This is a genomic window from Paenibacillus sp. FSL H8-0537 (assembly GCF_038051995.1).
GTDB lineage: Bacteria > Bacillota > Bacilli > Paenibacillales > Paenibacillaceae > Pristimantibacillus.
The window spans coordinates 1289494-1315303 of record NZ_CP150290.1 but is presented as its reverse complement, the minus strand read 5'-3'; the positions used below and the strand labels follow the sequence as shown (position 1 = coordinate 1315303).

At 47.7% G+C, this 25810-nt stretch carries 21 protein-coding genes and 1 pseudogene; 1 reads left to right on the top strand and 21 read right to left on the bottom strand.

The features are described 5' to 3' along the window. Positions 1–36: 36 nt before the first annotated feature. The 7 genes from cas8c to MHB80_RS05270 all read right to left on the bottom strand — a co-directional run bounded on the left by cas8c (position 37) and on the right by MHB80_RS05270 (position 11002). Positions 37–1965, bottom strand: a complete 1929-nt coding sequence (gene cas8c / locus MHB80_RS05300; RefSeq protein ID WP_341281201.1) for a type I-C CRISPR-associated protein Cas8c/Csd1 — start codon at positions 1963–1965, stop codon at positions 37–39. Next, a complete protein-coding gene (gene cas5c, locus MHB80_RS05295) occupies positions 1962–2684 on the bottom strand; it encodes a type I-C CRISPR-associated protein Cas5c (protein ID WP_341281200.1) in 723 nt (240 codons plus the stop codon). The genes cas8c and cas5c overlap by 4 nt, the downstream gene beginning before the upstream one ends. 680 nt (positions 2685–3364) lie before the next feature. Next, a complete protein-coding gene (gene cas3 / locus MHB80_RS05290) occupies positions 3365–5836 on the bottom strand; it encodes a CRISPR-associated helicase Cas3' (RefSeq protein WP_341281199.1) in 2472 nt (823 codons plus the stop codon). 218 nt (positions 5837–6054) lie between these two features. Further along, positions 6055–6579, bottom strand: a complete 525-nt coding sequence (locus MHB80_RS05285) for a hypothetical protein (RefSeq protein ID WP_341281198.1) — start codon at positions 6577–6579, stop codon at positions 6055–6057. A 371-nt stretch (positions 6580–6950) separates the two neighbouring features. Further along, entirely contained in the window at positions 6951–7952 is a 1002-nt protein-coding gene (locus tag MHB80_RS05280) for an iron ABC transporter permease (protein ID WP_341281197.1), read from the bottom strand. Further along, entirely contained in the window at positions 7945–8955 is a 1011-nt protein-coding gene (locus tag MHB80_RS05275) for an iron ABC transporter permease (RefSeq protein WP_341281196.1), read from the bottom strand. Before MHB80_RS05275 ends, MHB80_RS05280 begins: the two co-directional genes overlap by 8 nt. Positions 8956–9037: 82 nt before the next feature. Continuing rightward, positions 9038–11002, bottom strand: coding sequence for an AraC family transcriptional regulator (locus MHB80_RS05270; RefSeq protein ID WP_341281195.1), 1965 nt, complete (start codon positions 11000–11002; stop codon positions 9038–9040). Between the two features lie 215 nt (positions 11003–11217). Between MHB80_RS05270 and MHB80_RS05265 the strand changes: the two genes are divergently transcribed. Next, the gene (locus MHB80_RS05265) at positions 11218–11445 is read left to right on the top strand and encodes a DNA-binding protein (RefSeq protein WP_341281194.1); all 228 of its coding nucleotides are present in this window, start codon (positions 11218–11220) and stop codon (positions 11443–11445) included. A 124-nt stretch (positions 11446–11569) separates the two neighbouring features. On the opposite strand, the gene MHB80_RS05260 is transcribed toward MHB80_RS05265, so the two are convergent. The 14 genes and pseudogenes from MHB80_RS05260 to MHB80_RS05195 form a co-directional block, all read right to left on the bottom strand. Beyond that, positions 11570–11749, bottom strand: a complete 180-nt coding sequence (locus MHB80_RS05260) for a hypothetical protein (protein ID WP_341281193.1) — start codon at positions 11747–11749, stop codon at positions 11570–11572. Continuing rightward, on the bottom strand, positions 11703–12257 hold the full coding sequence (locus MHB80_RS05255) for an SMI1/KNR4 family protein (RefSeq protein WP_341281192.1): 555 nt from the start codon (positions 12255–12257) through the stop codon (positions 11703–11705). Before MHB80_RS05255 ends, MHB80_RS05260 begins: the two co-directional genes overlap by 47 nt. Positions 12258–12294: 37 nt before the next feature. Continuing rightward, the gene (locus MHB80_RS05250) at positions 12295–12684 is read right to left on the bottom strand and encodes a DUF1801 domain-containing protein (RefSeq protein ID WP_341281191.1); all 390 of its coding nucleotides are present in this window, start codon (positions 12682–12684) and stop codon (positions 12295–12297) included. 792 nt (positions 12685–13476) lie between these two features. After that, positions 13477–13941: an OsmC family protein gene (locus tag MHB80_RS05245; RefSeq protein WP_341281190.1), complete on the bottom strand. Its 465-nt coding sequence runs from the start codon at positions 13939–13941 to the stop codon at positions 13477–13479. A 61-nt stretch (positions 13942–14002) separates the two neighbouring features. Continuing rightward, entirely contained in the window at positions 14003–15034 is a 1032-nt protein-coding gene (locus MHB80_RS05240) for a hypothetical protein (protein WP_341281189.1), read from the bottom strand. A 266-nt stretch (positions 15035–15300) separates the two neighbouring features. Further along, positions 15301–15456: pseudogene (locus MHB80_RS05235) on the bottom strand (ADP-ribosylglycohydrolase family protein); the annotation flags it as partial. Between the two features lie 326 nt (positions 15457–15782). After that, entirely contained in the window at positions 15783–16073 is a 291-nt protein-coding gene (locus tag MHB80_RS05230) for a hypothetical protein (protein WP_341281188.1), read from the bottom strand. Between the two features lie 330 nt (positions 16074–16403). Then, entirely contained in the window at positions 16404–16586 is a 183-nt protein-coding gene (locus tag MHB80_RS05225; protein ID WP_341281187.1) for a DUF3934 family protein, read from the bottom strand. 833 nt (positions 16587–17419) lie between these two features. Then, positions 17420–19798: an NdvB protein gene (locus tag MHB80_RS05220; protein ID WP_341281186.1), complete on the bottom strand. Its 2379-nt coding sequence runs from the start codon at positions 19796–19798 to the stop codon at positions 17420–17422. Between the two features lie 351 nt (positions 19799–20149). Next, positions 20150–21397 (bottom strand): serine racemase VanT catalytic subunit, encoded by a 1248-nt coding sequence (gene vanT / locus MHB80_RS05215; RefSeq protein ID WP_341281185.1) that lies wholly within the window; start codon positions 21395–21397, stop codon positions 20150–20152. Further along, the gene (locus tag MHB80_RS05210; RefSeq protein WP_341281184.1) at positions 21390–22256 is read right to left on the bottom strand and encodes a D-alanyl-D-alanine carboxypeptidase family protein; all 867 of its coding nucleotides are present in this window, start codon (positions 22254–22256) and stop codon (positions 21390–21392) included. The genes vanT and MHB80_RS05210 overlap by 8 nt, the downstream gene beginning before the upstream one ends. Beyond that, positions 22253–23317, bottom strand: coding sequence for a D-alanine--D-serine ligase VanG (gene vanG / locus MHB80_RS05205; protein WP_341281183.1), 1065 nt, complete (start codon positions 23315–23317; stop codon positions 22253–22255). The genes MHB80_RS05210 and vanG overlap by 4 nt, the downstream gene beginning before the upstream one ends. A 182-nt stretch (positions 23318–23499) precedes the next feature. Next, positions 23500–24861, bottom strand: a complete 1362-nt coding sequence (locus MHB80_RS05200; protein WP_341281182.1) for an MFS domain-containing histidine kinase — start codon at positions 24859–24861, stop codon at positions 23500–23502. Then, positions 24858–25559 carry a response regulator transcription factor gene (locus tag MHB80_RS05195; protein WP_341281181.1) on the bottom strand — a complete coding sequence of 234 codons (702 nt, stop codon included), beginning with the start codon at positions 25557–25559 and terminating at the stop codon, positions 24858–24860. Before MHB80_RS05195 ends, MHB80_RS05200 begins: the two co-directional genes overlap by 4 nt. Between the last annotated feature and the right edge of the window lie 251 nt (positions 25560–25810).

Here is a 25810-nt window from a genome sequence, read left to right as displayed (position 1 = left end):
ATGTTTATTAGTAGACTCGTAGATTGCTAGACTTGGCTATTCCTCTGTATCATCCTGATCGTTATCTTGCTCGCTGTCTTGCCCCTGCGTTGTGTCGCCTTTATCTTTTTTCGTATAAAGGTCATGACGCTGGCTGTAAAAACCAAGCAGATACAGCCCGCTAAGCGGAGCATCCGTAAAATCCTCAGGCTTCAGCATCGAGCCCACCTCATCAAGCAGACCATTGTAATATCTCGCATCCGTCCCCATTCGCGCCTGATAGGGCTGAAGGTTGGATTGGATAATACTCCATGTGCGTCCCGGACGCTGGGCAAAAGCGTTCATATATCGGACTGCATTCGTTGCCCGTTTCTCTTCTCTTCCTAATGCACGTCTCTCCAGCACGTCGGCAATCGCCAGCATTCTGCCGAACAGATAATTTCGATCATCCAATTGTTTATTCAGGCTCACTCGGAAGCCCTCCTTCTCTTTTGTTTTGTTGACCAGCGCACAGGCGATGCTTAGCGTTTTCTCCCATTCCCATGGCTCCATGCCTACCGGATTGGAAGCTCGACTAATCGCACTTCGAACAATATCTATTGGGATTGGACGACCATCTACGATGCAGGGCAGCATTCGCTCCAGCAGCCCTTTCACCACTTTGTCACTTGCCCGCGACCCATAAGCGGCGAAAGCAATATCCTTTGTCGCTGGCGCTCCTGTAAAAGCTACATATTTGTCATTTTCGTTTTTGCGATACCTATGGCGCCAAAAGCAGGTTTCATGCCAATGCTGCAATTGATTCATGAACAGCTCGCGGTTCATATCTCGGTAATAGACAATCGACAGCCGTCCTGGCGTCGCCGCATCAAGTGTCATAATAACGACATTTGATTTATATTCGCCATCGTAACGAAAGCCGCTAAGCGCCTTTCTTACTTCAAGAGCATGCTCCCTATGCGCCATATCTCCAGCCGACGAATCGTCCTCTTCCTCCTTCAGATAGTCAAACAAATCCTCCGCAGGGTCTGGCACTTCAAGCCGATCTGTTCCCCATACGAGAAACACTTTGCCGTCGAGGGTGAAGGATTGCCGATCAATCAGCCATTTCAGCGCATTATGCGCCTTCTGCGATACCTCGTAGCTGACGGAGGCCGCATCCCGACTCGTCCGAAACCGACCACGAAACGTGAAGCCACTTGAGTCATTGGCTGAAATCAGCTTCGTTTTATCACCAGAGTTACGAATACGCGAAGCATGCTTGTCCGCATAAGGAAGCTGCTCGCCTGTCACATAACATAAGTCCGTCTCTGCAAGCTGCTCATTATAAAAATCAATAAAGGACTGCTGAACTTCCCGATCCCGCCATAGCCTTGGCTCGGTATCTCCCGGAATCTGTACAGCGAATCGCACAAAAGCCGAGCTTTGATCAGAGGCAATCACTTTGAAAATAGCTGGCTTCTCCTTGCTCTCATCGCCTTCCTCCTGCACCCATTTATCCAGCAGCTTGCCTTGCATGTCTGTCCATAGCACCTTATACTCTACTAAATCCGCTATCAGCGTGCCTTTCTGCAAATATTGATAAACACTTTCCACCTTGCGATTGGAATAAGCAGACGTACACCATGTACGCAGCTGTTCCAAATAATTTGCATGTGGCGTATGCTTCTTCACTTCGCCAACATATTGCTCATAGTCGCCAGCGACATACATAAGCTTATCGAACAGGGGATAGGGAACAGGCGCGCTTGTCCGGCTTGCCGCAGCCTCGGTGCAAGGAATGATCGTGCTTCCTTCTTCCTTCTCAATCACCTTCGCTCTTAAAAATTCGCCCTTCCCATTCAAAATCACCTCAATATGCGCACTTTGTGTCGTATGTGAAATCGGGATAAGCGCATATTCACGGCCATTTCTTTTCTTCTCAAAATTCCCTATCGCATCCGTATGATTATCATAGGTTTTGCTCAAATTTGCGAGCCAGCTCATGCCTTCTCCCCCTCTGCAAATAGCTCTTCATGCAGTTGGTCGACAGACTCCATATTTTCGGAGCCGAAAATTTTTGCAACACCTTCGCCTGTTTTGCGAGTCAGTTCACAAGCTTCTGGGCGAATGAAGCGGATAATGCCGCGCTCCATCTTGACTGGCCACAGCCTTGTCTCCCTCTCCGGCCTGCCTGTTTCATCTGGATAGCTGATGCCATGCACCATATGACCAAAGTCTACTTCTGGCACCTCGTCATAAAAGCCCTTGCCTTCGTTAAAATCGCAAGGCTCCACATAGCCCTGGCATTCACGCGTCCCGAGAAAAATATCTCTGCGCCCTCCCGCCTGAACCGAACGTTTGGCGATATTATGATGCTTATTTTCGTTGCGGTCATAGACGAGATCCTCCCTATGAGGATTGAAATCGAAATAGGCTCGAACCCGATATTTGACATCCTTCAAGTAAGTATAATAAGCAAGCGTATTGCCTCCATTATATTCAATGGGTCGAATGCCCTTCGACTCTGTCTGAATGACATTCATGATACGAACCTCGTGGATGTACCAAATAATTGTAGGCTTCCAATATATCGATTCCACAATCCCTTTCAGAGCTTGATAAGTAGGAACCTGGTAGCTGAACTTCTCTCCTCCGATTTTGGTCAACGGGTCTGTGAAAAGAGCGTATTTGCCGGATACTTCAAATTCAATTTGGTTGCGCATCCTATTCTCCTTTCTGATAGCTTTGATAAAGCTACCAATTCATTTATATAGTAAAAAATCTTAGCTTCGTGAAGACTTGGATGAACTGCCCGCAGCCTTCACGAAACCTCGATATTATTTAAGTTACTGTTAGAAACTTTGCAATATACGCCTTACTAGTTTCAAACAACGCTTACTTAATACCTTGCCGATAAGCTTTCTCCACAGACTTGTTCGTAGACTTTGCGCCATGCTTTAATTGCACTGAGCCTATAACCAGTTGCAGAACTATAAAGGGAAAGCCTAGCTTCATTTAAATATGCTGTCTCCATTACTACAGTAAGTATTTCGCGAAAAATGGACGTTTCAGCATCAACTAGACTTCTGCGATTATCTGCTATATTTACTCACCTCCTCATTGGACGAAAAGTCGGCTTAAACCATTACCCTTAAATACCTTCTTATGGTTTTTATCATTTGAATGAAAAAAAACTTAAATATTACCTCAAATTACCATTTTAATCAATATTTTATCATCTGATTGTTTGCAAAAAGTATCCTGTGCTACACTACAATTACATCTTTGAAAATAACCGATTTAGCAGTTGGAAGTTGTCACTTTTAAAAGTGTGGATTGAAATTTATGTTTTTGCATTTGTATTTGTATTTGAAAACCCACCCGTAGGTGGGTTTTTCACTTTTCATCCAATGATCGCTGACGACCATTCCCCTTCGCCACCCGTCTCCACACCAAACTGCTCAGAATAGGCTGTTTCCCTCAATGCCAGCACCTCGCCATGCAGCAGATATTGAACATCACCATTTTTTTCAAGCTGCCTAAACTCATTCTCATAAATATTGACAACATAAGGCTGAAGCTTACGCAGTAGCTCGCCCAGTTCTCCTGCCTTCAGCTCGCCGTTCAAGTCAAGAATCAACTCTCTAGCTTCCTCGTTATAAGGAACCAGTACCGTTCGCGCCGCACTACTAATGACTTCAAAATACTGCTCCGCTGTAGCGAGTGCCGAGAAGCTAATCAACTCAGGCAGCTTCCCATGCTTCCCTTTATATCCAGCAGCAAATTTATCGTTTTGCTCCAGCAGCTCAAAAATATTTTCATCAAGCTTCTCTACGTGGTACTGCATTTTATTTTCAATCAGAGCATAGTAGTATTTAAAATAAGCCTGCATCGCCGCTTTCGACAGCAGCTCTCCCCCATACAGCTTCGGATCGTCCCTCATATCGTCCAATATGCGCTGTGTCTGCTCCGCACCGATGCTAATTTCCTTCAAATGCGTCAGCACCTCATCCGCAGACTTAATTATATAAACGCTCCGAACAGCATCCTTCCCATGTCGATTGCATCTACCCGCTGCTTGCGCAATAGAGTCCAGTCCTGCAAGGGAGCGAACAACACATTCAAAGCTAATGTTCACGCCTGCTTCAATAAGCTGCGTGCTGACGCAAATGACCCGTTCCTTTTCTTCCGCAGCGAGTGCTTTTATCAGCTTTTCAAGCACGTCCTTCCGATGCGCCGCGCACATATTCGTGCTTAGATGAAACAGCCGTGCATCACAGTCTCCTGACTTCTGACGCTCCTCCAGCTCAGCGAACAGCTTGCGCACAGCCGACTTCGTATTCAATATCACCAGCGTACTGTCGATCTCATCCATCCTGTCCAGCACAAAATCCGCCAGTTCATCTGCCTTCCAGCCGCTCGGAGTCGTTCGATCTACAACCTCCACCCGCTTAAAGCTCCGACCTACTTCATCCAGATTTTCGATCATTTCAGCATCTTCTTGCAAATGTAGCCGATGCTTCACTCCATCCAGAGCAGGCTGCGTCGCCGTACAAAGCAGCAGGCTGGAGCGTCCAAAGGCATGTAGAAAATTCAATGCCGCGTTAAACAAAGAAATACACTTAATCGGTACAGACTGTACCTCATCGAAAATAATGACCGCATCCGAAAGCTGGTGCAGCCTCCGTACATTCCGCGTGCCCTTCGCATAAAACGTATTCAGAAACTGAACCATCGTTGTAAAAATAATCGGGCGATCCCACGTATCTCTCGCCAATTTGATCTGCTTGCGCCGAGCATCATAAGCTTCGGCCTCGGCCGCATCTTCTGGCGGATCAGGCTCCTCAATGACATTCGAATGATGCTCCAAAATCATATCGTGCTCCTGCAAAATATCCCTAATTTCTTGCGCGTTCTGCTCAATTATGGTCGTGTATGGAACGATATAGATAATTCGCTGCTTCCCTGTCTCGATCGCGTGCTTTAAAGCATAACGTAAGCTTGCCAACGTCTTGCCGCCTCCGGTAGGAATCGACAACGTATAAATACCTGACGGGCGCAGCGCAAAAGCATCACATTGCAGCGACATCTCCCGTCTCAGTCGGTTAATCGGATGGTCGGCGTCCTCCGCTTCGTCCATTTCGTCCAGCTTCCTCATTAAAGCCTCATAGCTTCTCTTGAAAAATGGACCATGATCCTCCGCTGGCTCTACCGCCTCCTCCTCTTCAAACTGCCGCGAATTGGTCCGATCCGCATCAATCAGGCAGCTGAAAATATACTTGATCAGCAGCGAACAGGTAATTCTCGGCAATTTATATTTCTTCATAACCGCTACAAGCTGTTTCAGCTCGGCGGCAGCCTTGGCAAAATATGCGTCCAGCTCGGCTTCGGTATACTGCCCGAAGAACACCGCACTCGCTTGCTCATAGCCCTGTTCAATTTCCGCGTCCTTCTGCTCATCCACTCTTTTTAGAAAGGGTGATGTTTTACTCGGATCAATAAGATCCCGAAGCCCTTGATGATGGGAAATAATACAGTTAGCGATCCATTCTGCTGCCATTTTCTCGGCCTGCTTCGAACTTTTCTTATGGTACCTGCGATAAATCAGTCTGCCGCCTGCGGTCGAATGATCGACTGAGCCTCTTTTAGGCGCCCTCACATCCTTATCATGGGCCGCCGCTACGGCTAGCTGAATATAATTCCTAAAAGCGGTCGTATTTTTGCCCAAGTCATGAAGCCAACCTGCCAGTCCCGCCAGATGACTGGCTCCAATCTTGCCTCCAAGCTGCTCGCAGCCTTCCTTTACCTCTTTCAAATGCTCGTGGACGGTTTGAATTTTGCCGTCTTTTTCCCGAATATGTGCAATATATGACATAGCGCCTCCTGAACTAGATTTAAATGCCTATTCAACACTCAATACAGGGTATAAAATCATAGAACATACATTCGACAATATCCAACATATTCCTCTTCTTACATTTAAAATTTATGTGGATTCGATCATTTTCTCCCTTTTTCACGCAAGAAGACCACCCCTTGAGGGGTGGCCTTCTGTTCCAAAAAATATGCCATTTGCAAATCCTCATTAAAAACCTACAGCTGCCGACTATTCAGCGCCGCCAGCATCGTTTCACCCGAATAAGCCAAGGGCAATTTCAACATAGGTACTTTGTTAATTCTGCGGTTCAATTTGTTGAACCATTGGGCAGGCAATTCTCCCGTTTCATCCATTTGATACTGGTGCATATGCTTGATGATCAGGATCATGTCGTTTATTTGACTAATGATGCTGCGATCACTCGTCTTCGTAAAGCTGAATGCATCAGCGCTTTGCAGATAGCGTTCTATAACCTGCTTGTCCGCTTTATCAGCAAGCAAATTTTCAGCGATGCTCTCTGCTACAAGCTCATGGAATCGTTTGAAATCCTGCTTTTTCAAGCCATGCAGCACAAAGTTATATCGGGTCTCATTATTCATAACCAACACGCATTTCCGGCGATTCAGCAAAAACAGATGGGCATGCCAGCCAAATAGCGGATCTACCGCCGTCGGCACTGCCACAAAATCCATCATCCCAAGCTCGCTCTCGAGCTTTTTCGTACATTGCAACGTCAGCATTGCTTCATCTCCCTGATACAAATCTTTAAATTCAGCATAGCCCCGCAGCCAAAAAAGCGCAAGCTGCCTCGAAGCTAGTTGAATCTGAAAGTGAAAGCAGGCCATTCCAGTTGCTGACTTTTTTGAAGGACTGAGGTTCCGCTATGCTGGTTTTTGAGCCCATTTCAGGGCATAAGCGGACAGGAAAGCCGTTAGCACCTTCATCCACCTGTCAAAATAGCATTGTGCAGCGCATTAACGGCTCCTGTGTCCGCGGCCAATACGATAACCCATGCTTCGGTTAGACTAGCGGCGCCTGTGTCCGGCAAAATGCCAGGCCCGAAGCTGCCTTTCGGTACTCAAGTGCCTGCATGACAATCTTATCCGGATGGCTAAACACCAGCCTTGCGTTTAAACAGCAAATACATAAAAAACGGAGCCCCGACTCCTGCGGTAAACACCCCAGCGGGAATATCCAGCGGCATAAACAGCATGCGCCCTGCTAAATCGGCAAGCAGCAGAACAATCGCGCCCAGCAGCGCAGACACCGGAATGACCATCGCATACGAATGTCCCGCAATTCTCCTAGCCATATGAGGCGCAAGCAGCCCGATAAAAGAAATCGTTCCGGCAATGCCGACAGCCGCTCCCGCCAGAGCCACACTAAAGAACAGCAGCAGCATGCGGCTTAGCTGAAGCCGACTTCCCAAGCCGCGCGCGACGTCCTCGCCCAAGGCTTGCACATTCAACTCCTTGGCAAAAAGCAGCGCCAATGGGATAAACACAACGACCCACGGCCACAGCGCTTTAATATACGACCAGTTCGTGCCGTAAATGCTGCCCGTCATCCAGTTCAGCACCTGAGCCGCCAAATAAGCGGGACCGCTAATGAGCAGAAACATCGTAAGGGCGCTCATCGCCGTCGATATGCCGATGCCGATCAGCACGAGCCGCAGCGTGGAGACGCCTTTTTTCCAAGCCAAGCCGTAGTTAAGCGCCGCCGCCACAAAAGCGCCCAAAATCGCAATAACCGGAACGAAGTGGATGCTGTAGCCAGTGAACAACGTCATAAAGCCGACCACTGCGACAGACGCGCCGCCCGTTACGCCAAGCAAATCCGGCGATGCCAGCGAATTGCGAATGACGCCCTGCAGCAAGGAGCCTGCTACCGCTAACGCTGCGCCAATGAGCAAGGCGGCTAAAATGCGCGGCAAACGAAACTGCATAATAATTAAATCGCTGTCCTCCGTATTGCGGCCCAACAGCGACAGCAGCACTTCCTTAATCGGAATAGCGACGCTGCCCAGCGATAAGCATAAAATACTTAAACCAACGAGTACGAGGCTTAACGCAAGCAGAAGCGAAATATTTTTTCCTGTGCGCTGCTTAGGCATATTTCTTCCTCCTCGCCACATGAATCAGGAACGGCACGCCAATAAGCGCCGTTGCAACGCCTACTGGAACCTCCTTCGGCAGGAGCACGAATCGGGACAGCAGATCGGCCGCCACCAGCAGCAATGCCCCTGCCACTGCACAGTAGGGAAGCAGCCAGCGGTGATCATTTCCAACCAGCGCCCGGCATAAATGAGGAATCACCAGACCGATGAAAGCAATCGGCCCCGCAGCAGAAACGGCACTGCCGGCAAGCAGCACGACAGCTGCTGTGCACAGAAGGCGGATCAGCAGCAGACGCTGCCCGAGCCCCTTCGCATTATCGTCCCCGAGTGCCATCACATTCAAGGAGCCCGAGAGCAGGAACGCGAGCAGCAGCCCAGCGATTATGTACGGCAGCACCATCACAAGATGGTTCAGCTCCCTTCCTGACACCGAGCCGACCATCCAGAACAACGCCGATTCAAGCGACTGCTTATTGATTAAAATAAGGCCCGAGGTAACCGAGCTCGCAAATGCCGCTACACAAGCTCCCGCCAAGGTGAGCCGAATCGGCTCAAAGCCTCCTCTTCCCTGCATGCCAAGCGCATAGACGAACATAGCTGTGACCGCCGCTCCGATAAAAGCAAGCCCAATCATATGGTTCATCGTCAGCGACGAGCCGAACAAGGCAAGCCCAACAACAATAAACAGAACCGCACCAGAATTAATGCCGAAAATCGACGGCGACGCAAGCGGATTGCGTGTCAGCACCTGCATAATAGCGCCGGCCACCGCAAGGCTCGCTCCTACCACCGCCGCAATAAGCGTACGAGGCACGCGGGTATGAGTCAAAATTAGATGCTCGTTCGAGCCATCGAACTGGCTGTAGGCGAGCCACAAATCTTTTAAGCCAAATTGCTGGAGCCCAAATAGTACGCTCGCTAGCATGCAAATAAGCAATATAACGACTCCTGCTGCGAGTACAGCAAGCTTGCTGCCTGGTCTCTCCATCCACCTAGACATCGCTTTTCCTCCTGTCTTTCCTCAATAAAAGAAGCCGACGCCAATAAAAATGACGTCAGCCTGCTCATTTGTTTCAGTCTCTTTATTGAATGTCGAAATATTTCACAATTTCATCCAGCAGCAGATTGGCCGCCTTGTAGCCTCCGGCTGTATTCCAGATCGCCTCATCTACTTGAACGACTTTATTATTTTTCGCTACGTCAAGGTTTTTGAACAGCGGATCATTCATCCACTCTTCCACTACTTTAGCCGCATCCGTCTTTCCTGCCGCTTCTGTTACGAAGTAGAACAATACGTCCCCGTCCATCTTCGGAATGCTTTCTTTGGACATCACTTCAATAAAGGAATCCACATCCTGTGATTCTGGACGAGCAAAGCCAAGCTGTTCAAGAAGCACACCAGAGAATGTTTGCTTCTGATAAATGCGCACTTGGGAAGCGGAGAAGCGGGCTACGGACACTTTCGTTGCCGCTTTATCGCCAACCTTCGCTTTCACCTCAGCGACGCGCTTATCAAATTCCTCCATCGCTTTGTCGCCTTCATCCTGTTTATTCACCGCTTGAATATACAGCTTGAAATTAATTTTCCAATCGCCAGCCAGATCCTCGGCAAATACAGTAGGTGCAATCTGGTTCAGCTGCTCATAAATTTTCTCTTGTCTTACCTTGTTCCCGATAATTAAATCCGGCTTCAGGCTGGCAATCAGCTCGATGTTCGGCTGCAATTCATCGCCTACAACCGTCACATCCTCCATTTCATCTTTAATATGCTCGTACCACGGATCGCCAACCCACGATTGAACCGCGCCAACCGGCTTGATGCCTACCGCAAGCAGCGCCTCTGTTCCTTCATTCGTCAAAATAACGACGCGCTCCGGCGTTCCCGTCAAGGTCACTTCGCCCATCGCATGCTTGATGACGCGGGAAGCATCTGCTGTAGCCGTATCGGTAGCGGCTGGCGTAGAAGCTGCCGCATTGCTGCTTGGCGAAGCCGAGCTCGTATTTGTCGTCGCGTTCGTGCTGGATGTGCCTGCTCCGCAAGCGCTAAGCAGCAGTGTAAAGCAAATAAGCACCGCCGCCATCATGGATATTTTTGATTCTCTGTACATAAATAAAGGCCCCTCTTCCTTGTAGTGAGAATGATTTTCATAACCATACTCACTATACCGTTTGAGCCTCCGCGGGACAAGGGCATATCTTGAACCGGGTACAGGATTATTTTGAACCTTCGCTTTGTATTGCCCCAGCGACATGCCGGTATGCTTTTTGAAAATGCGATTAAAATAGCTGTCGTCCGGAAAGCCTACGCTTTCGGCTACTTCCTGCAGCGTCGCCTCCGTTCCAAGCAGCAGCTCCTTCGCCTTGCCGATGCGCAGCGCAATCAAATAGTCGATCGGACTTTGTCCAATCGCCTGCTTGAACTTGCGGGACAAGTAGCTGACGCTGCAATCCAGCAGCTCCGCAAGCTCGCCGAGCGCAATACGCTTTGCGTAATGCTCCTGCATGTAGCGAATGGCTTGCGAGACGTAGTCCGCTTTTTGCACATGGATGTCTTGATTGGAAAGCTGCTGAAATAATTCATGGATAAATTGGTAAAACAGCGTCTTAATATATAGTTGATCCAGCACGTTCGGATGCTGCCATTCCCGCTCCATGCGTTGTATTTTATCAAGCAAAGCAATGGGCTGGCGGGAAACAAAGCTGTATTGCAGCTGAAACGGATTATGCTGCTCCATCAGCTGAACCAGCTCCTGACGGCTCGGCAGCGGCAGAACCGCTTTGTACAAAATCAAGTAATATTCCAACAAATCATCTGGCACAATGTCCAGACACATGCCTTTCCCGCCATGCAGCACATGAAAACGCTCCACCAGCACCGTCTTGCCATCCAGCCGCACTTCAGCATTTCCACGAGTCGTGTACAGAAAAGCGCTCGCCGGCAGACGATAAGATCGCAGCTCCTCTCCTCGCTCCATCATCGTATGCCGCACGTCCATCACGCGAATGGAGGCCTGGTTCCACAGCAATATATGCTCACTCTGATTCACCGTGCCCTATCCTTCCTTTCCTCATGCTGCTAGTATGCACCCATGTCGATCCACATCGATTGTTCTTGTCCTTCTATTATAAGTGATAATGATTCTCATATACAATGCTTGATTGTGAAATCGTACGAATGGCTCATCGGAAGGGAGGAAATCATAAAGGCTTTCCCGAATGATAGGTATCAAGGAAAACCTACATTTTATAAGGAGTGATCTACGTGGAATCATCCAATCTGTTGCCTGATCAAGAGAAAGCAAGCGATTTGCCCAATGTCGGTAAACCTGCAACACGCGCATTCACCGCAGCAGGATACTTGCAGCTGGAGCAATTCACTAAACTTACCGAGGCGGAGGTGCTCAAGCTTCACGGGGTAGGACCTAAAGCAATAAGGATCATCCAGGAAGCTCTCGCCGCCAAAGGACAATCCTTCGCTGAACAAGCGTAAACGGCCGATAGCCGTCCTCTGGCGGTAAAGCTAACGTTTCGCGGTGAAATATAAGCGCAGTATAAGGGGGAAACTTATACTCCGCTTATATTTTAAAAAACTAATAGCTGCTGTTACAAATAGGTTAGGAGCGCTCATCGATTAGCTTCTCAAAAAACGGGTCGAACGATTGCGCATAGACTTCGACATCTCCACCGTGGCAGTCCTCGCGCAGGACCTCGCCTGCAAACCATTTTATCGCAGAGGGCTGCTCCAGTTTATTTTTCAGTGATGCGTACATCGTCTTCATAATCGTCTTCATCATCGTCTACCTCGTCTGTCGCGACTGTGTCGTCTGTCGCGAGCTTCAACGCTGCATGAAACATCTCGAAATTTTCACACAAAACGGATAGATTACCTTCCATCATTTCTTCGACCGTTATGTTCTCGCTTTGCGCCTCAGACTCCGCATCCTCTAAACAGAGAGCCATTTCATGATCGATATATAAAAGGCCAGGATTCTCATCGGACTCGCGATAATCAAAAACAAGCCAGTCTCCGCTGCTGATGCTCCAAGCGAATGGAATTAATTTGCGCGGCTGAAGAACAACCTCGGCGATCGCTTCGAGATTTTCAGGATAGGAGGCATCCAGCTTAATAAACCGAATACCCCAAGCGGTGTAGCCGTTAAAATCGACGAGGTCATATTCTGTATTAGGATTAGCGGATTGCTTCTCATCCGTTGTCAGAAAAGCCTTATACGCTGCTGGAAAAGTAAGCTTTAGCGATTGTTCAATAGCATGAATGTCCGATAGCTGCTGTGAAAGTTCCATCTCGTTATTTGCTCCCTACTTATCGGCGCTGCGCCTTTTATTTTTTCTTGCTCCGCTTCTCTTGTGCTTTTTTGATGTTCTCAGCCACTCTAAATGCAACGATTCTGCCGATTAGTTCATAAGGAAGTGGCTTGTCCAAAGGAAACTGAACAGAGCCCTTTGCCCCTTTATACACGGACAATTCCTCTTTGAAAGCTTCAATGCCTCTCGGAGCAGGATAAAACCCGATATGGTTTTTGTACGCCGCAAAATGCACCAAATTGCCATGCAGCGCAAACGTCGGCATTTGGTAGCTGATCTTCTCCGTCGCTTCCGGTGCCGCCTCTTTGATGACCTTCCTCATCTCCTGCAGCAGCGCTTGGATTTCTTGCGGGTGTCCCGCGATATATTCGTCGATCGTTTCAAAAGTCGTTTGGTTGCTGTCCATAAATAGCCCCTTTCAGTTAATTAGTTCAAAAATTAGTTCAATAAGTTAGACATAATTAAGGAAAATACAATAACACCAAACATAATAGCACCCCAGCCTGTATGATTGAACGAAAAAAGCGACTGAACTCACAACCTTTCCCATTTAAAAGGAAGGTATTGAATGGCTTCATTTAATGTTTCAATGGATATGCGTATATCATTGATTATACTATAAAGTCATTTTTTTCATCAGCAATTAGCCCTTAAACTAGGACATAGGTCCATATGTATGTGAGCTAAATTCATGCTCTTCGTTTCAGGAGTGTACTCCCTATACAAACATAGACTTGGTGGACACAGCAGCCGCTATTACAGCAGAATCACGGTTATGGCACAGGCTGCGGACTCAGGAGACGCTAATGAGCTGATATTAGCTATTTTGACGGGTTGAGGAGGACAATAGCGGATTTCCTGTCCGCGTGCGACCTGAAATCCGGGAAAAAGCCAGAATAGCGGAATCTGTGTCCTTCAAAAAAAGGAGAGTGCCTTCAGAGCTGCGTGCTTTCAGCCACAGTACTCGCAACAACAGCACGCACAGCAAACGTACTCACAGCAGCCACAGCAACAGGGTTTCCAGCCGCTATCGCATGCAGCGTTTCTCAAACCTCGAATCATTAGATGAGATTGGTCTAGATTAGGCGCTAGGCAAGTAGCAGCGAGCTGGCTCCGTCTTGCACACAACCCGGATAAAGCCCGCGATCTCATAAGAGACCACGGGCTTTATGCTTTGCACAAAAAAAGCGTAAGCAGCTTACAACGCAGCCGACTTGGTATTTTCAATAATAATCTGTTCTAATTTCATATGCACCGGGTTAGCAATCGTATCCCCTACTGGGCATTTGCTCTCCAAAAATCGAACGAAGGCTTCTACCTTCTCCTTGGGCGAATCTGTTTTGATCTTGAACGTATAGCGGATGTCGGAATAGCCAGGGCGAACCTCGCTTTTATTGAAAAAACCATCGAGATCAAGCTCGCCTTCAACCTCAACTTGGAAATCGTCAAGCTTTACATCAAACTTGGGAGCATAAACCCGGGCAACAATAGACTGGCATGCGCCTAATGAGGCAAGCAGCGCTTCTACAGGATTCATCCCCGTATCCGTTCCTCCGAGACTCTTCGGCTCATCTATCGTCAATTCGAACTGTCTAGCTGTCGCTTTGACTCTAACCCCATCCTGTAAATGCGCCGTTGCCTTAAACGTTTGAACATTAGCCATCGTTAAGTCTCCTTATGTAGAAAATATTTTTAGTCCATTTTAATTCCGTTCCTCATCCATTCTAAACTCGCACCCAATCTGCTTTTGGAAAATAGCTCTTGCAAGCTAGCATTTCATCATGCAGGCGGTTCAGAACCTCTTGTTCCTGCTCTTTAATCCGGTTCAGATTATTGTTAATGGAATGAATAATGTCAGGGTTGCTGGTCTGACTATATTTCATAAAGGCTACCCGTTGAAGATTAACGTCCCTCTCGATTGGCTCATAGCCAGCTAACAGCGTTTCGTCCTTGATGTAGCCTTGAGCAAGCATATATTCGATTTTGGCACGCATGCACTTCTTATGCTCCCACAAAATATGCAGCGGCCGGCCATCGGGCGCTCGGGTTCCTTCGGTTACCTTCATTTGCTCCTCCGCAATGTATCGGTACACATCCATGCCGAACGCCAGATTGCTTTCGGAGTGGAACATGGTTTTCAGACGATTCGTAGCGCTGAGATAATCTTCAAGAAAATAGAGAACGGAGTCTGCCGAGAACACATACTTGTGATCGGTGGCACGGTATAGGCAAATTCGTGTCTTATATTCTTCGTAATTGCCGTATTCGTCATAATAGGCTGCATTATTGAATGCGTTTTCATAATCGTTATAGGAAACGGAGAACGTCTGATATTTGCCGTCTACGAAATTAGTCACCAAATAGCTCTGCTGCTCGCTATCGTAACCGCTGATTAACAGATCATGCGTAAAATTCCTCACGCCAAAAAAATCACTGTAGGGCATATAATACTCATTGATGAAAGAGAGAACATGATAGCCTTGTTCAAGACTCGTGTGAATAAAACGGTGGATGTCCGTTAAGGAAATGACGAGTGAACGGGATATCGCTTGGGTCTCCCGCAGCGGGCAATTATCCAATTGGTAAAAATTCACTGGGCAGGCTAGCTCTACAAAATCTTTTGCGCAAAATAATTGGGTGTAATAGCTGTGCATCCACGGTTGGAAGCTTTCGGAATGTCCTATAATACCGAACAAATACGCGTGGTGCAAATAGCCATAAATAGGTGAATCAGCTAGCGGCAGATGAATTTTCATTGAAACATATCTCCCTTATTCACATTGTATAAAACACCCAATATTGGTAGAGTCGAAGCTATTATCCCACTCCTATATGGCGCTGTCAATTGGCAAGATTGATGCAGCGTTAGTGTTTATACTCTTAAAACAAACTTATCGAATAGGATTAATAAGCATTCTACCATTTCCAATATTTCACTGTCAATCTGATTTTTAAGATACGGCCCTTTCCATAAAAAAAAGACACCGGAGGGACAGCGCCCTCCAATGCCCTTTTCGCTAGATTAGGAATAATTCAATTCCGCCTCAATTTTCCGAAAAACCTCATAGCTCCGCCGCGCAACCTCGGAGATCGCAATCGGATGAAAGCCGCTCAGCTCCGCATACAGCGTATCATTCAGCGGCTCAATCCATGACTTCGGCAGCGCCGCTGCGGCCAGCTTTTCCGCGAAGCCGTAAGGATACAGAAAGAAGGTCTAAAGGAATGTTATTCGATAAGTGAGGATGGGGAGCTTGATCAAATTGCTTGGCAGGAACCGTACCGTATTTCTCGAGGTGGCAGTTGGGCTGAAAAGGCCCGGGGGTGAGGGTGTGGGGCTACGTGCAGACGTCGCGGTCATCCGTCCTTTTTGTATCGACGATCTTGGCTTTCGCCTTGCCCGCTTTGTTGCACCATAGCATAGGCCAAGTTAATGAGACGAACTCACCAAGCATGGCGTGTGGGTTCATCTCATCTATCCATTAGCAGCCTATTTCATGTTGATGCTTATGCCTTGCCTTTATAAGTTTTCGTGGCTGTATCGAGCATGGATTTCCAATCCGCAAACTCGGTCTCACGTGCAACATGGCGATCAAAAAGCTCGTCAGGAATGTTGTCGATCTCCTCATGCGTCTCTGCTTGAAAGTTGCCTTTCTCCAAAAACTGCCCAAAGCTGCTGCTGCTGGAATGCTTGCTCATAAATGCATCATTAAACAGCTCCTGTAATGATACCTCGTTCGGATCTTCCTGGTTTGTTTTCTGTCCCTGCAATTCCTTCAACAGGTCGTCAAATGACATTGGTTTTTGCTTTCTCAGATTACCACTCCTTCAATTTGTGCGATCGACTCCAGGCCCATGCAAATTCCTTATACATGGAGTCTGATCTTTTTAAAAACCTTTTAAACATTCAAGCGTAAACGGCTGAAGCCATCCTTTGCGGCAAGGCTTCCGTTTCGCAGGTGGAATATAAGTCCATTTATAAGGGTGAAGCTTATAAAGGCTTATATTTTCAAAAAAAACCTTCTGGAAAGCGCTGCTTCATGCTGCCCAAGATTTCAGTTACTTCTATAATATCATTATTCATGCTATGCGTTAATATATGGAACGTTTAAGTTTTTTATTTTTGGACTAAACGCTGGGTTTCTCGCCTTTTTGAGTACCTGAAGCAGCGGCTCCATCCTGGTTTTTAGTCCCTTTGCTTTTATAAGGCTTAGGCGCGTTTTTGGCTTTATTGGCACTAGCCTGCCACCGATTCCAGCCCTTCTTGTCCGTTCCCCTGCCTGTTCCACCCTTGCCCTTCGCCTTGCTCAAAAAATCACTCCTTTATGGTTGGCTCAAAATCGAGACCGTTGCTTGCTGCCTAAAATCAGCCAAGGTGAAACGACTCTCGCCGTCCTCTGGCGGCGCGGCGCGTTTCATTCCGAGAAATATAGAGAAAGGATGGCGAAATCATATGCTTTCCTATATTTTCAAAAAATGAAAAAGCATCTCCTACGCCTGTATTAGCTGACAGACCTGCTGTGCAACCAATGGAATAGACAGATGCAGACTCAGTATAACAATGAAACGCATGATTTGCCAGAGCTAGCCATTAGAAATGATAGCTCTTCATGGCGAAAGCCCGATAATGAAAGCAAAAAAGCATCTTCAACTACGCCGATTGGCTGTTGAAGATGCCAGATATTATGGTTGATTCAGACAAGACCTAATCAATCGTCGCTGCTGCTTGAAGACGTATTATTATCTTCTTGTGCACTTATTATAAATGGCATCCCTTTGCCCCTTACTTAGCGCTTATTCATGGCCAATCATATCTGACGATCCAAGGCTGGGTGTCCCAGCCTGCGATTGCTGCTGCGATCACGCTATTCGTAATGCACCTATCATTTTGTGAGGACTGAGGTTCCGCTATTCTGGATTTTCATCCAATTTCAGCCCTTAAGCGGACAGAAAATCCGCTAACACCCTCATCATCCATACAAAATGACCTTTTCCGGCGCATTAGCGGCCTCTGAGTCCGCAACCCGTGCTAAATCCCAGATCCTGTTGAAATAGCTGCTGCTGTGTCCACCAAGACGAAGAAAATGAAGCTGTCCTTTGACACTTTTGCATATACGCCCAAATCGAAGATAAACTATTCATTTCTATAGCGGCAGCTTCACCAGCACTTCGTATTTCGCTCCGGCTTGCACATCCTTAATGACGTCGCCTTCAATTAAGTCACCATTTACATATACCTCTACGCCATTAACGGATGCATCACGCTTCATGCTTACCTGCAGCTTTGCTCCGCGGAATAACCTCGTCACACTAGCTTCGTTCCAGTCGGCAGGCAATTGCGGGCGCACCTGAAGCCCTTGCGCGTGGCCTTGCAAGCCGAACAGCCCGTCAATCAAGCAGCGATATACCCACGGAACCGTCCCGGTATTGAACAGATGGCTGGAGCGCCCTGCCGTCCGCGGAAACTGTTTATACGCACCGCGATAATAATTCGGAATGAAGACAGGCAGCTGGCCCCGTCTGAGGATGTCCTCGGAATCGGGTCCAGGAATCATTTTTCGCAGCAGTCGGTAAGCATTCTCTTTCTCCCCCACCAAATACAAAGCGTAGATGTAAAAAGCAGCGGCATGGTTATACACCGCGCCGTTCTCGGCACTGCCCGGATGCTTCTGCGTAACCCGGCCTACATCTTCCCGCATCGCGGTAAAGGACGGTGCCAGCTTCTCCACGCCGTAAGGCGTCTCCAGCTGTTCCTGAACCGACCGAATCAATCGCTCCTGCTTATCCGCATCAGCAGCTCCGCTCATCAAGGCCCAGCCTTGAGGATTAATAAAAATCCGGCCTTCCTGATCTTCGCTGATCCCAAACACGACATTGTCATCTGTAATGCCGCGGGCGTACCAATCGCCATCCCACAAATACTCATTTGCTACAGCGTTGGTCGTATCAGCTGCTTGCCTGAACTCTGCGGCAATGGCGGCATGTCCGCCCTGCTCACAAATGTCGGCCCATACTTTGAACGCATAAGCGGTCGCAATCGTAAGCCACCCCGACACGCCTTTGCCTTTATAGCCGACCATGTTCATCGGGTCACACCAATCTCCTTGATTGATGTAGTTGAGGCCGCGCTCATCCCGGTCATGCATGAGCCACTTCATAGCGCGGTTCATATGCTCCAGCACCGATGCCGCCCTTGCATCGTCTGAGAAAGCAACCTGCTCCTCCAAAATGCTGTAATCATTCGTTTCATCCAGATAAGTGCTCATACATACGGGCAGCCAGACGCAGTGGTCCGTATGAGGCACCTGGTTAATATATTTAAGCTCAGCATCCGGGTGCAAAATAATGCCGTCCGGCATCGCTCCGCTTGCATGCTGCTGCGACAGCGCCGTCAAGAAGGCGTCTCTGGCAATTTGCGGCTGAATATAGCTCATGCCCATATTATCCTGCAAATAATTGCGTGTCTGTGGATCTGTCGTCAGACGGTTCGTTTTGCCGTGATAATACATTTGACGCGGCAGCCAGTGATTGACGAAGTTGTCCAATCCGGCATCCGGTGTCTGAATTTGAATATTGCCTTGTCCTTCGGCGACATAGGCTGCATACTCCTGTTCAGCGGCGGTGAATCCATCCTGCCCTGCGGCATTGCGCTTTACAAAATAATGCTGGCGGAATTTTTCAATCTCCGCTTCATCAAAAGCCGGACCAAAAATAAAGCGGTAATCCTGCTCAGCCCCTGCTTCCAGCTCCAATCTGTATTGAAGCGCGCACACTGGCGTTTCATAACGCGCATCTCCGCCCGAAAGGGTTTCCCCTTGAAGCGCGGATGGCGAGTGCAGTCCGCCTTCGCCTTCAAAGCTTTCATGATTCACTTCCCAAGCAGCAGGCTTGTGATCAGCAAGCAAAAACGTCTTGTCTCTGTAGGTTTTTATTTTACTATAATCCTGATACTTCTGGTACGGCGTGACCGCTGAGCAGACAATGCCTTGCAGGTTCTCTACGTAAGCACCGGATTGATTCATCCACGACATATAGCCTACCGTAAAATAAGGGTAGATGCTGATTTTGCGTTGCTTTTGCGACCGATTGGTGACCTTCATGCGCCATAGCTCCAAGGCATCGGCTTTAGGCAGGCGCAGGCTCATCTCAATGGAAAGCTCATCGCTTTCAATGGTCCAGCGAATATCGTGCTTGCCCACTGCAAACGTATAGCTATCCGCTAATTTCCGTACCGGCTCATAGGGAGCAGAGAAAATCTCTCCGCTCTCTTCATCTTTAATATAAACAAAACGTCCAGGGTGATGAGCATAATACGGCTGCTCCGGCTGCATAAACGTTTTCGCTTCCAAATTCGGGGCATACGAATATTTCGCCGGCTCGGGCTGCATAAATTGGGCGACAGCGTAACCGCGGCAATTCATATGAATCATCATTTTTTCATTCCAGAGAAATCCCGATGCCTTAGGAAGGCTTGTCGGACTGGTCAGCTCATAATATTCATTGTTATCCGTTGCTCTAATCATTACTGAACCTCTCTTTCAATAGCTGAAATAAAAAGCACGCCTAATTAGGACGTGTCTGAAAACCCGTTCAGTGGCACCTTTCACCGCCTTTTCGCCCCCTGCTTCGTTCCGTTTGCTTGACGTACCCCCGGTACGCCTTCACAAGCGCGCCTTGCATGGAACAAAAATTCGGCAAAATTTGCTGTCCTCAGAGTTCTCAGACACGCCCTAGAAGATTGTAAATATCTTCTATCATTATAGCATTGGAGCCTCTATAGTCACGGTCTTTCCCCGAGTTTTATAATGATTATATCGTTCCCTATTTTGGAAAAACAAAAAATAGACTGCTCCTTGTGAACAGTCCTTCAACGTCTAATAAAGCAGCTTTGTTTTTCCCTGTATTTGCGCGCATGCTCTAGCCCTTACCGCTTCTGCTGCATGAGTAAGATATACATTTTCAACTCTGCTGCCGAGTGCGCTAACTACTTCATTCGTAATCGTTCCTACTCGCTGGGCGATTTCTCCGGCTGTAATGCTCTCATTGCCATCTTGTCCGATCAGGGTCGCCGTATCTCCTTGACGAACCTCAGCAATTGCCGTAACATCAACCATCAGCTGATCCATACAGATCTTCCCTACTATTAAAGCCCGCTGGCCGTGTATGAGTACGCAGCCTCCATTTTGGGACAGCTCGCGTGGAATGCCGTCTGCATAGCCAATCGATACCGTTGCAATTTTGCTATCTCGTGAAGGCGTGTAGCAGCCATTGTACCCGACGGGCTCGCCTGCATGAATGCCCTTTACCAACGTGACGGTCGCTTTCAGTGCTAACACCGGACGCAGCTCGACGTTAGCATGCACATGGTCGTTATCCTGGCTCAATATGCCATATAGGGCGATGCCCGGCCTTACGATTCCATAACGCTGTTCCGGATAATTTAAAATACCATAGCTGCTCTGGATATGGGTTATCCCGGGCTCGATGCCTTCGGCGGTAAGCTGATCGACCACGCTGTCGAATCGCTCTAGCTGAAGCCTCGTAAAATCCACATCCTCCTTACGATGGCTTTCCGCAGACGTGAGATGGCTGAATGTGCCCATAACCTGCAAATTTTTATGCTTATACATCGAACGTATACGCTCCATGTCATTGTAATGTTCACCTAGTCGATTCATGCCCGTATTGATTTTAATATGCACCTTGATCTTTTTACCAAACGCTTGAAGCCGCTCCGCATCATCTGCATTAATAACGGTCTGTGCAAGCTGGTAGCGGCACAGCTCCTGAAGTCGATGTAACGGTGTATAGCCTAGAATAAGGATATCGCCTTTGATCCCTTTTTTACGCAAGGCTATGCCCTCATCAATCTCTGCAACGGCGAAGGAACGAACGCCCGCCTCATTAAGCCTCCTTGAGATCGGGACGCTCCCATGACCGTATGCATCTGCTTTGACGACCGCCATTATTTGGGTGCCTGCTCGTGTAATCTTTTTAAATTGCTTGAGATTATGCTCTAAATGGTCCAGATTTATTTCTGCCCATGCTCGATGCATGGCGGGTTTCCGAGTCGCGGCAGCTAGCTTAAAATAGTCCACACCGCCATAGCCAAATTTACTCACAGCTCCCATCGCCTTTCCGATGAAATACCGTCACTACAAAACCGTCCTGATTATTGCCGGATAGTTGATAGCTATCTCCACTTATAATAGGCAGCGTTGTTACCTTCTCCTCCGCTTCCACATAATAGATTTGGGCGAAGGCCGATGGCGCCTCCACATAAAGATGCTCATTGTGATAGGAGAAGCTCTGAATATACGCCGTGTACTCCTCCAAGCACAAATCTAGCTGCTTCATAAGCATGGAATGCGGATAGCCCACGTAACGATAATGCCACGGCTCGCAAGCGATGCCCGTAATCCCTTCCTTGCTTTCCTGATATCTTTGGATAAAACCGTACTCTGCCGCAAGCGCTTTGAATCTGCGGCTGGCGCCATCATCAGGGAACGATGGACGTATATAATCGATATCGCCCTTGCACAGCCCTACGTCTACAGCAAGCCCTGTTTGGTGCTCGCTTGCACCCGGAATGGCCACATATCTTGCTGTAAAAGCAGCCCCACTCTCCTCTAGCGAAGCCGCATATATCTTTGCTTGCGCTTCTCTTGAACGGTAACCGCTAACTGCGGCAATATCGTCCTCCCCCTGGCACGCCTCCAAGAGCGCAGACAATGGCTGAATGCACATTTTATCCAGCATGATCCGCTGCTCCTCCACATGGCTGGCCTGACGTATACCTGCAGGCAACGATCTGAGGCTGGGCACAATCTGTTTCACCGGATTTTCCTGATTCACTAGAATTAAGCTGCCTTTATGCACGTCGTCTCTGCTCACCTGAATACGGCTTTCATGCTGTCTATCCAACTGCCTTTCATGCTTCCACTCACTGGGCTTGCGGTTTATGCTTATGACTTCCATCATAATGCCACCTTTGCTGTCTCCAGCTCAATGAGACGGTCAAGCAACTCAGGGAAGTCAATGCCCACATGCTTCATCATATTCGGGTACCTGCTGTGCGCCGTGAAGCCAGGCAGTGTGTTGACTTCATTAAATAAAAGCCGCCCATCGCTCGTATAAAATAAATCAACTCTTGCGAGCCCTTTGCAGCCCAGCACTTTGTAAATCCGCAGCGCCATTTCCTTCACATTGTCCGCAATATTCTGATGGATGCGGGCAGGCAGATGAATAGTCGCTGTACCAAGCGAATACTTTTCTTCATGGTCAAAAAACTCGCCCGTCAGTGCAATTTCATCGATTTCGCCGATTATTGGCTGCAGGGCATCGCCAAGTATAGCACAGCCCACCTCAAAGCCATTCACATGCTGCTCGATTACGATTTTCTCATCATGGGTAAAGGCATCTTCGATGCCGCTTATCAGCTCTTGCTCCGTATAAGCTTTCGTTATCCCAATAGAGGAGCCCGATCTGGAGGGCTTCACATAAAGCGGGAAGCCCAGCTTCGCAGTCGCCTCCACCGCTTCGGCAATGGAATCGCCAGCCAAGATGGTAATCGAAGGCGGAACCTCCAGCCCAGCAGCTTGGACTACATTTTTGGCCACCGCTTTATCCATACAGATGGCAGAGGACAATGTGCCGCAGCCTACGAATGGCAAACCCGCAAGCTCCAGCAGCCCCTGCACGGTGCCATCCTCGCCATTTTTACCATGCAAAACCGGGAATACGACATCTAAAGCTGTGATGTGAAATTCCGTATGAATAAGCTCCATCAGCCCTTTCGTTTCTTTACTTGGTGAAAGAAGGGCCGGGATGCACTTGGCGGTCTGGCCGCTCCAGCGATCCTCACGAATATCCTTTATGTCACCATTATATCTATACCAGCGTCCGTCTCTCGTAATACCGATCATGATGACCTCATATTTTTCTTGATTCAAATGCTCCAACACAGCAGCCGCTGAGGATAACGACACCTCATATTCCGTAGAACAGCCGCCGAACAATACGCCCACTCGTATTTTACTCATCTTCTCATTTATCCCCCTATCAGGTGTATGAACCTATCATAGTGGGCTTCTCTTATGAGCCTATAACCGTAAGCTTAGTAGAATCAAAACATTTGCTTATCATTTCTTAACCTTTCTTAACATTTGTTTAGCAAAAACAAAAAACACAATCCCTCTTGCTTTAGGAAATTGTGTTTTCTTTATTAATACAAAGGGAATCGCGTTTCAAATACCGTCTCGCCTCGCCGGCTTTTCACCGCAATTGTTCCATCATGCAGCTCCACTATGCTCTTCGCAATCGAAAGTCCAAGTCCCGTCCCGCCAGTCTGCTGTGATCTGGATTGGTCTCCACGATAGAAGCGTTCAAATAAATAAGGCAAATATTTTTCCGGAATCGCCTCGCCATAATTGACGACCTCCACTACAGCATAACCGTGCTTCTGCCGCAAACGGACATCGACATATCCGCCATCCTGTCCGTATTGAATCGCATTCATGACCAGATTTTCAAACGCTCTGACCAGCCGGTCGCCATCGGCCTTAATTTTGAGCGGAGCAGCGTACGGGAAGACACGCCCTTTCATCCCCGCTGCTTCCAAATTCGGAACGAACTCCTCTAGCAGCTGCTGGATAAAACCGTTCAAATCTAATTCGAGCTTTTCCAAAGGCATGCCGTTATTGACTCGCGTAAATTCGAATAAATCATCAATTAGCTTTTTCAAGCTTAACGACTTTTCGTAAGCAATGCCAATGTAATAACGAAGCTCCACCTCATCTTTATATCGATCATTTTCAATCAGCTCCAGAAAGCCGAGAATGGAGGTCAAGGGTGTGCGCAGATCATGAGATACGCCTGTAATTAAATCATTTTTCGTCTTCTCCGCCCTGCGCTCCTCTTCCATTAACATGTTCAGCTTGTGGCCCATTTGATTGATATTATAAGCCACTTCCCCCAATTCATCCGAGGATTTCACCGCAATCTCGTAGCTCAGATTCCCATTCGCAATCTGCTGGACACCGAATGTGATTTCCTTTAAATACCGAATGGTTTGATTGCTGATCAGGAAAAATACGGCCAAGAAGAGAAAAAAGCAGGTAGCGATAATAAGCGGCAAACGCCCTATCGTTCTAACAATGCCGCGTATAAGCTCTCCTATCGGTGCTATATCTGCAAGCAATACGACCATAAAATATAGTAAAACAAATAAAATAAAGCTGATCACGAGGCTTATTATAAACCCGAATACGAGCTTCCAGCGAATCGTTCGAAACAGCCAGCTTCCCGTTCCGAATGCTGCAATGCTTCCAAGATAACTAGCCTTTGCCGCATTCGTCTCCCGACTGTAGAAGAAGATTAAACAGAGGCTAAACAAAAGCAAAGCCGCAAATATAACAAGCGGTAAGGTCCCTACTATATTTTGCAGCCCTCTTACGGTTTCGCGGAAGGGCCCAAAATTCATGAGCAAATTAGCCGAGAGCCCATAGGCGACAAACAATCCGATTAACGTAATGACGAAGCTGCCCAGTGTAGTAAAGATAAGGCGTTTCATTTGCTCACTGTTCATAGCGCCTCCATTTTGTAGCCGATGCCCCATACCGTTTTAATAAACTTAGGATGCTGGGGGTCCTTCTCAATCTTCTCGCGAATTTTCCGAATATGCACCATGACCGTATTTTTCGATTCCATGAACGGCTCATTCCAAGCTACCTCGTAAATTCGCTCCGTACTCAGAACGATTCCCCGATTAATAGCTAACAGCTCCAGCACGGCGAATTCACGCGGCGTCAGCTTTACCTCTTGCCGATCAACGGTAACGGTGTGGGCATCAATATTAATGACCAGATCATCGATTACAATTTGCTGGTCGCTGCTCGGCTCCAACTTTTGAGCACTCAACCGATTATAGCGGCGCAAATGGGACTTAATACGTGCAACGAGCACAAGCGGACTGAACGGCTTGGACACATATTCGTCGGCCCCGATGCTAAGACCGGCAATTTTATCGATATCCTGCGTCTTCGCTGATAACATAATAATCGGGATGTTATGATCCTCTCGAATTTTCATGCACGCTTCCAGCCCGTCCATCTTCGGCATCATCACATCAAGAATGATGAGATCAACACTATTTTTGCTTAGCAGCTCAAGCGCCTCCAATCCGTTCGACGCCTGCAGCAGCTGATAGCCTTCATTCAGCAAATAGATCTCAATCAGCTTCAATATTTCTTTTTCATCATCAACCATTAATATCGTTGCAGCCATTACGTTTCCCCTTTCCTCCAAAAACACCCTTGCCTCGTTCCCTACAGTTTACCCTCCCTACATTATGAAGGAAACAGTTTAACAACAAAGACCTCAATACTTATGAATGGTTTAATTTTTTCTTAACGATGTGCGGACATCACATTATAAGCTGCCCAAATTAACGAATATTACCTATTCACGCCATTTGAAGGATTCTAATATGCCTTTCATCCAAAAGCTGTTTATCCAAGGCCAAAAAATTGTATGAT

Bases quoted from the DNA above. Each gene is read 5' to 3' on its own strand.
- vanG (WP_341281183.1), bottom strand. From the start codon at position 23,317: ATGAGTAAAATACGAGTGGGCGTATTGTTCGGCGGCTGTTCTACGGAA.
- MHB80_RS05210 (WP_341281184.1), bottom strand. From the start codon at position 22,256: ATGATGGAAGTCATAAGCATAAACCGCAAGCCCAGTGAGTGGAAGCAT.
- MHB80_RS05285 (WP_341281198.1), bottom strand. From the start codon at position 6,579: ATGCTGACGTTGCAATGTACGAAAAAGCTCGAGAGCGAGCTTGGGATG.
- MHB80_RS05200 (WP_341281182.1), bottom strand. From the start codon at position 24,861: ATGAACAGTGAGCAAATGAAACGCCTTATCTTTACTACACTGGGCAGC.
- MHB80_RS05260 (WP_341281193.1), bottom strand. From the start codon at position 11,749: ATGATGAAGACGATTATGAAGACGATGTACGCATCACTGAAAAATAAA.
- MHB80_RS05230 (WP_341281188.1), bottom strand. From the start codon at position 16,073: ATGTCATTTGACGACCTGTTGAAGGAATTGCAGGGACAGAAAACAAAC.
- MHB80_RS05240 (WP_341281189.1), bottom strand. From the start codon at position 15,034: ATGAAAATTCATCTGCCGCTAGCTGATTCACCTATTTATGGCTATTTG.
- MHB80_RS05255 (WP_341281192.1), bottom strand. From the start codon at position 12,257: ATGGAACTTTCACAGCAGCTATCGGACATTCATGCTATTGAACAATCG.
- cas5c (WP_341281200.1), bottom strand. From the start codon at position 2,684: ATGCGCAACCAAATTGAATTTGAAGTATCCGGCAAATACGCTCTTTTC.
- MHB80_RS05250 (WP_341281191.1), bottom strand. From the start codon at position 12,684: ATGGACAGCAACCAAACGACTTTTGAAACGATCGACGAATATATCGCG.
- MHB80_RS05220 (WP_341281186.1), bottom strand. From the start codon at position 19,798: ATGATTAGAGCAACGGATAACAATGAATATTATGAGCTGACCAGTCCG.
- MHB80_RS05195 (WP_341281181.1), bottom strand. From the start codon at position 25,559: ATGGCTGCAACGATATTAATGGTTGATGATGAAAAAGAAATATTGAAG.
- MHB80_RS05280 (WP_341281197.1), bottom strand. From the start codon at position 7,952: ATGCCTAAGCAGCGCACAGGAAAAAATATTTCGCTTCTGCTTGCGTTA.
- MHB80_RS05275 (WP_341281196.1), bottom strand. From the start codon at position 8,955: ATGTCTAGGTGGATGGAGAGACCAGGCAGCAAGCTTGCTGTACTCGCA.
- MHB80_RS05245 (WP_341281190.1), bottom strand. From the start codon at position 13,941: ATGGCTAATGTTCAAACGTTTAAGGCAACGGCGCATTTACAGGATGGG.
- cas3 (WP_341281199.1), bottom strand. From the start codon at position 5,836: ATGTCATATATTGCACATATTCGGGAAAAAGACGGCAAAATTCAAACC.
- cas8c (WP_341281201.1), bottom strand. From the start codon at position 1,965: ATGAGCTGGCTCGCAAATTTGAGCAAAACCTATGATAATCATACGGAT.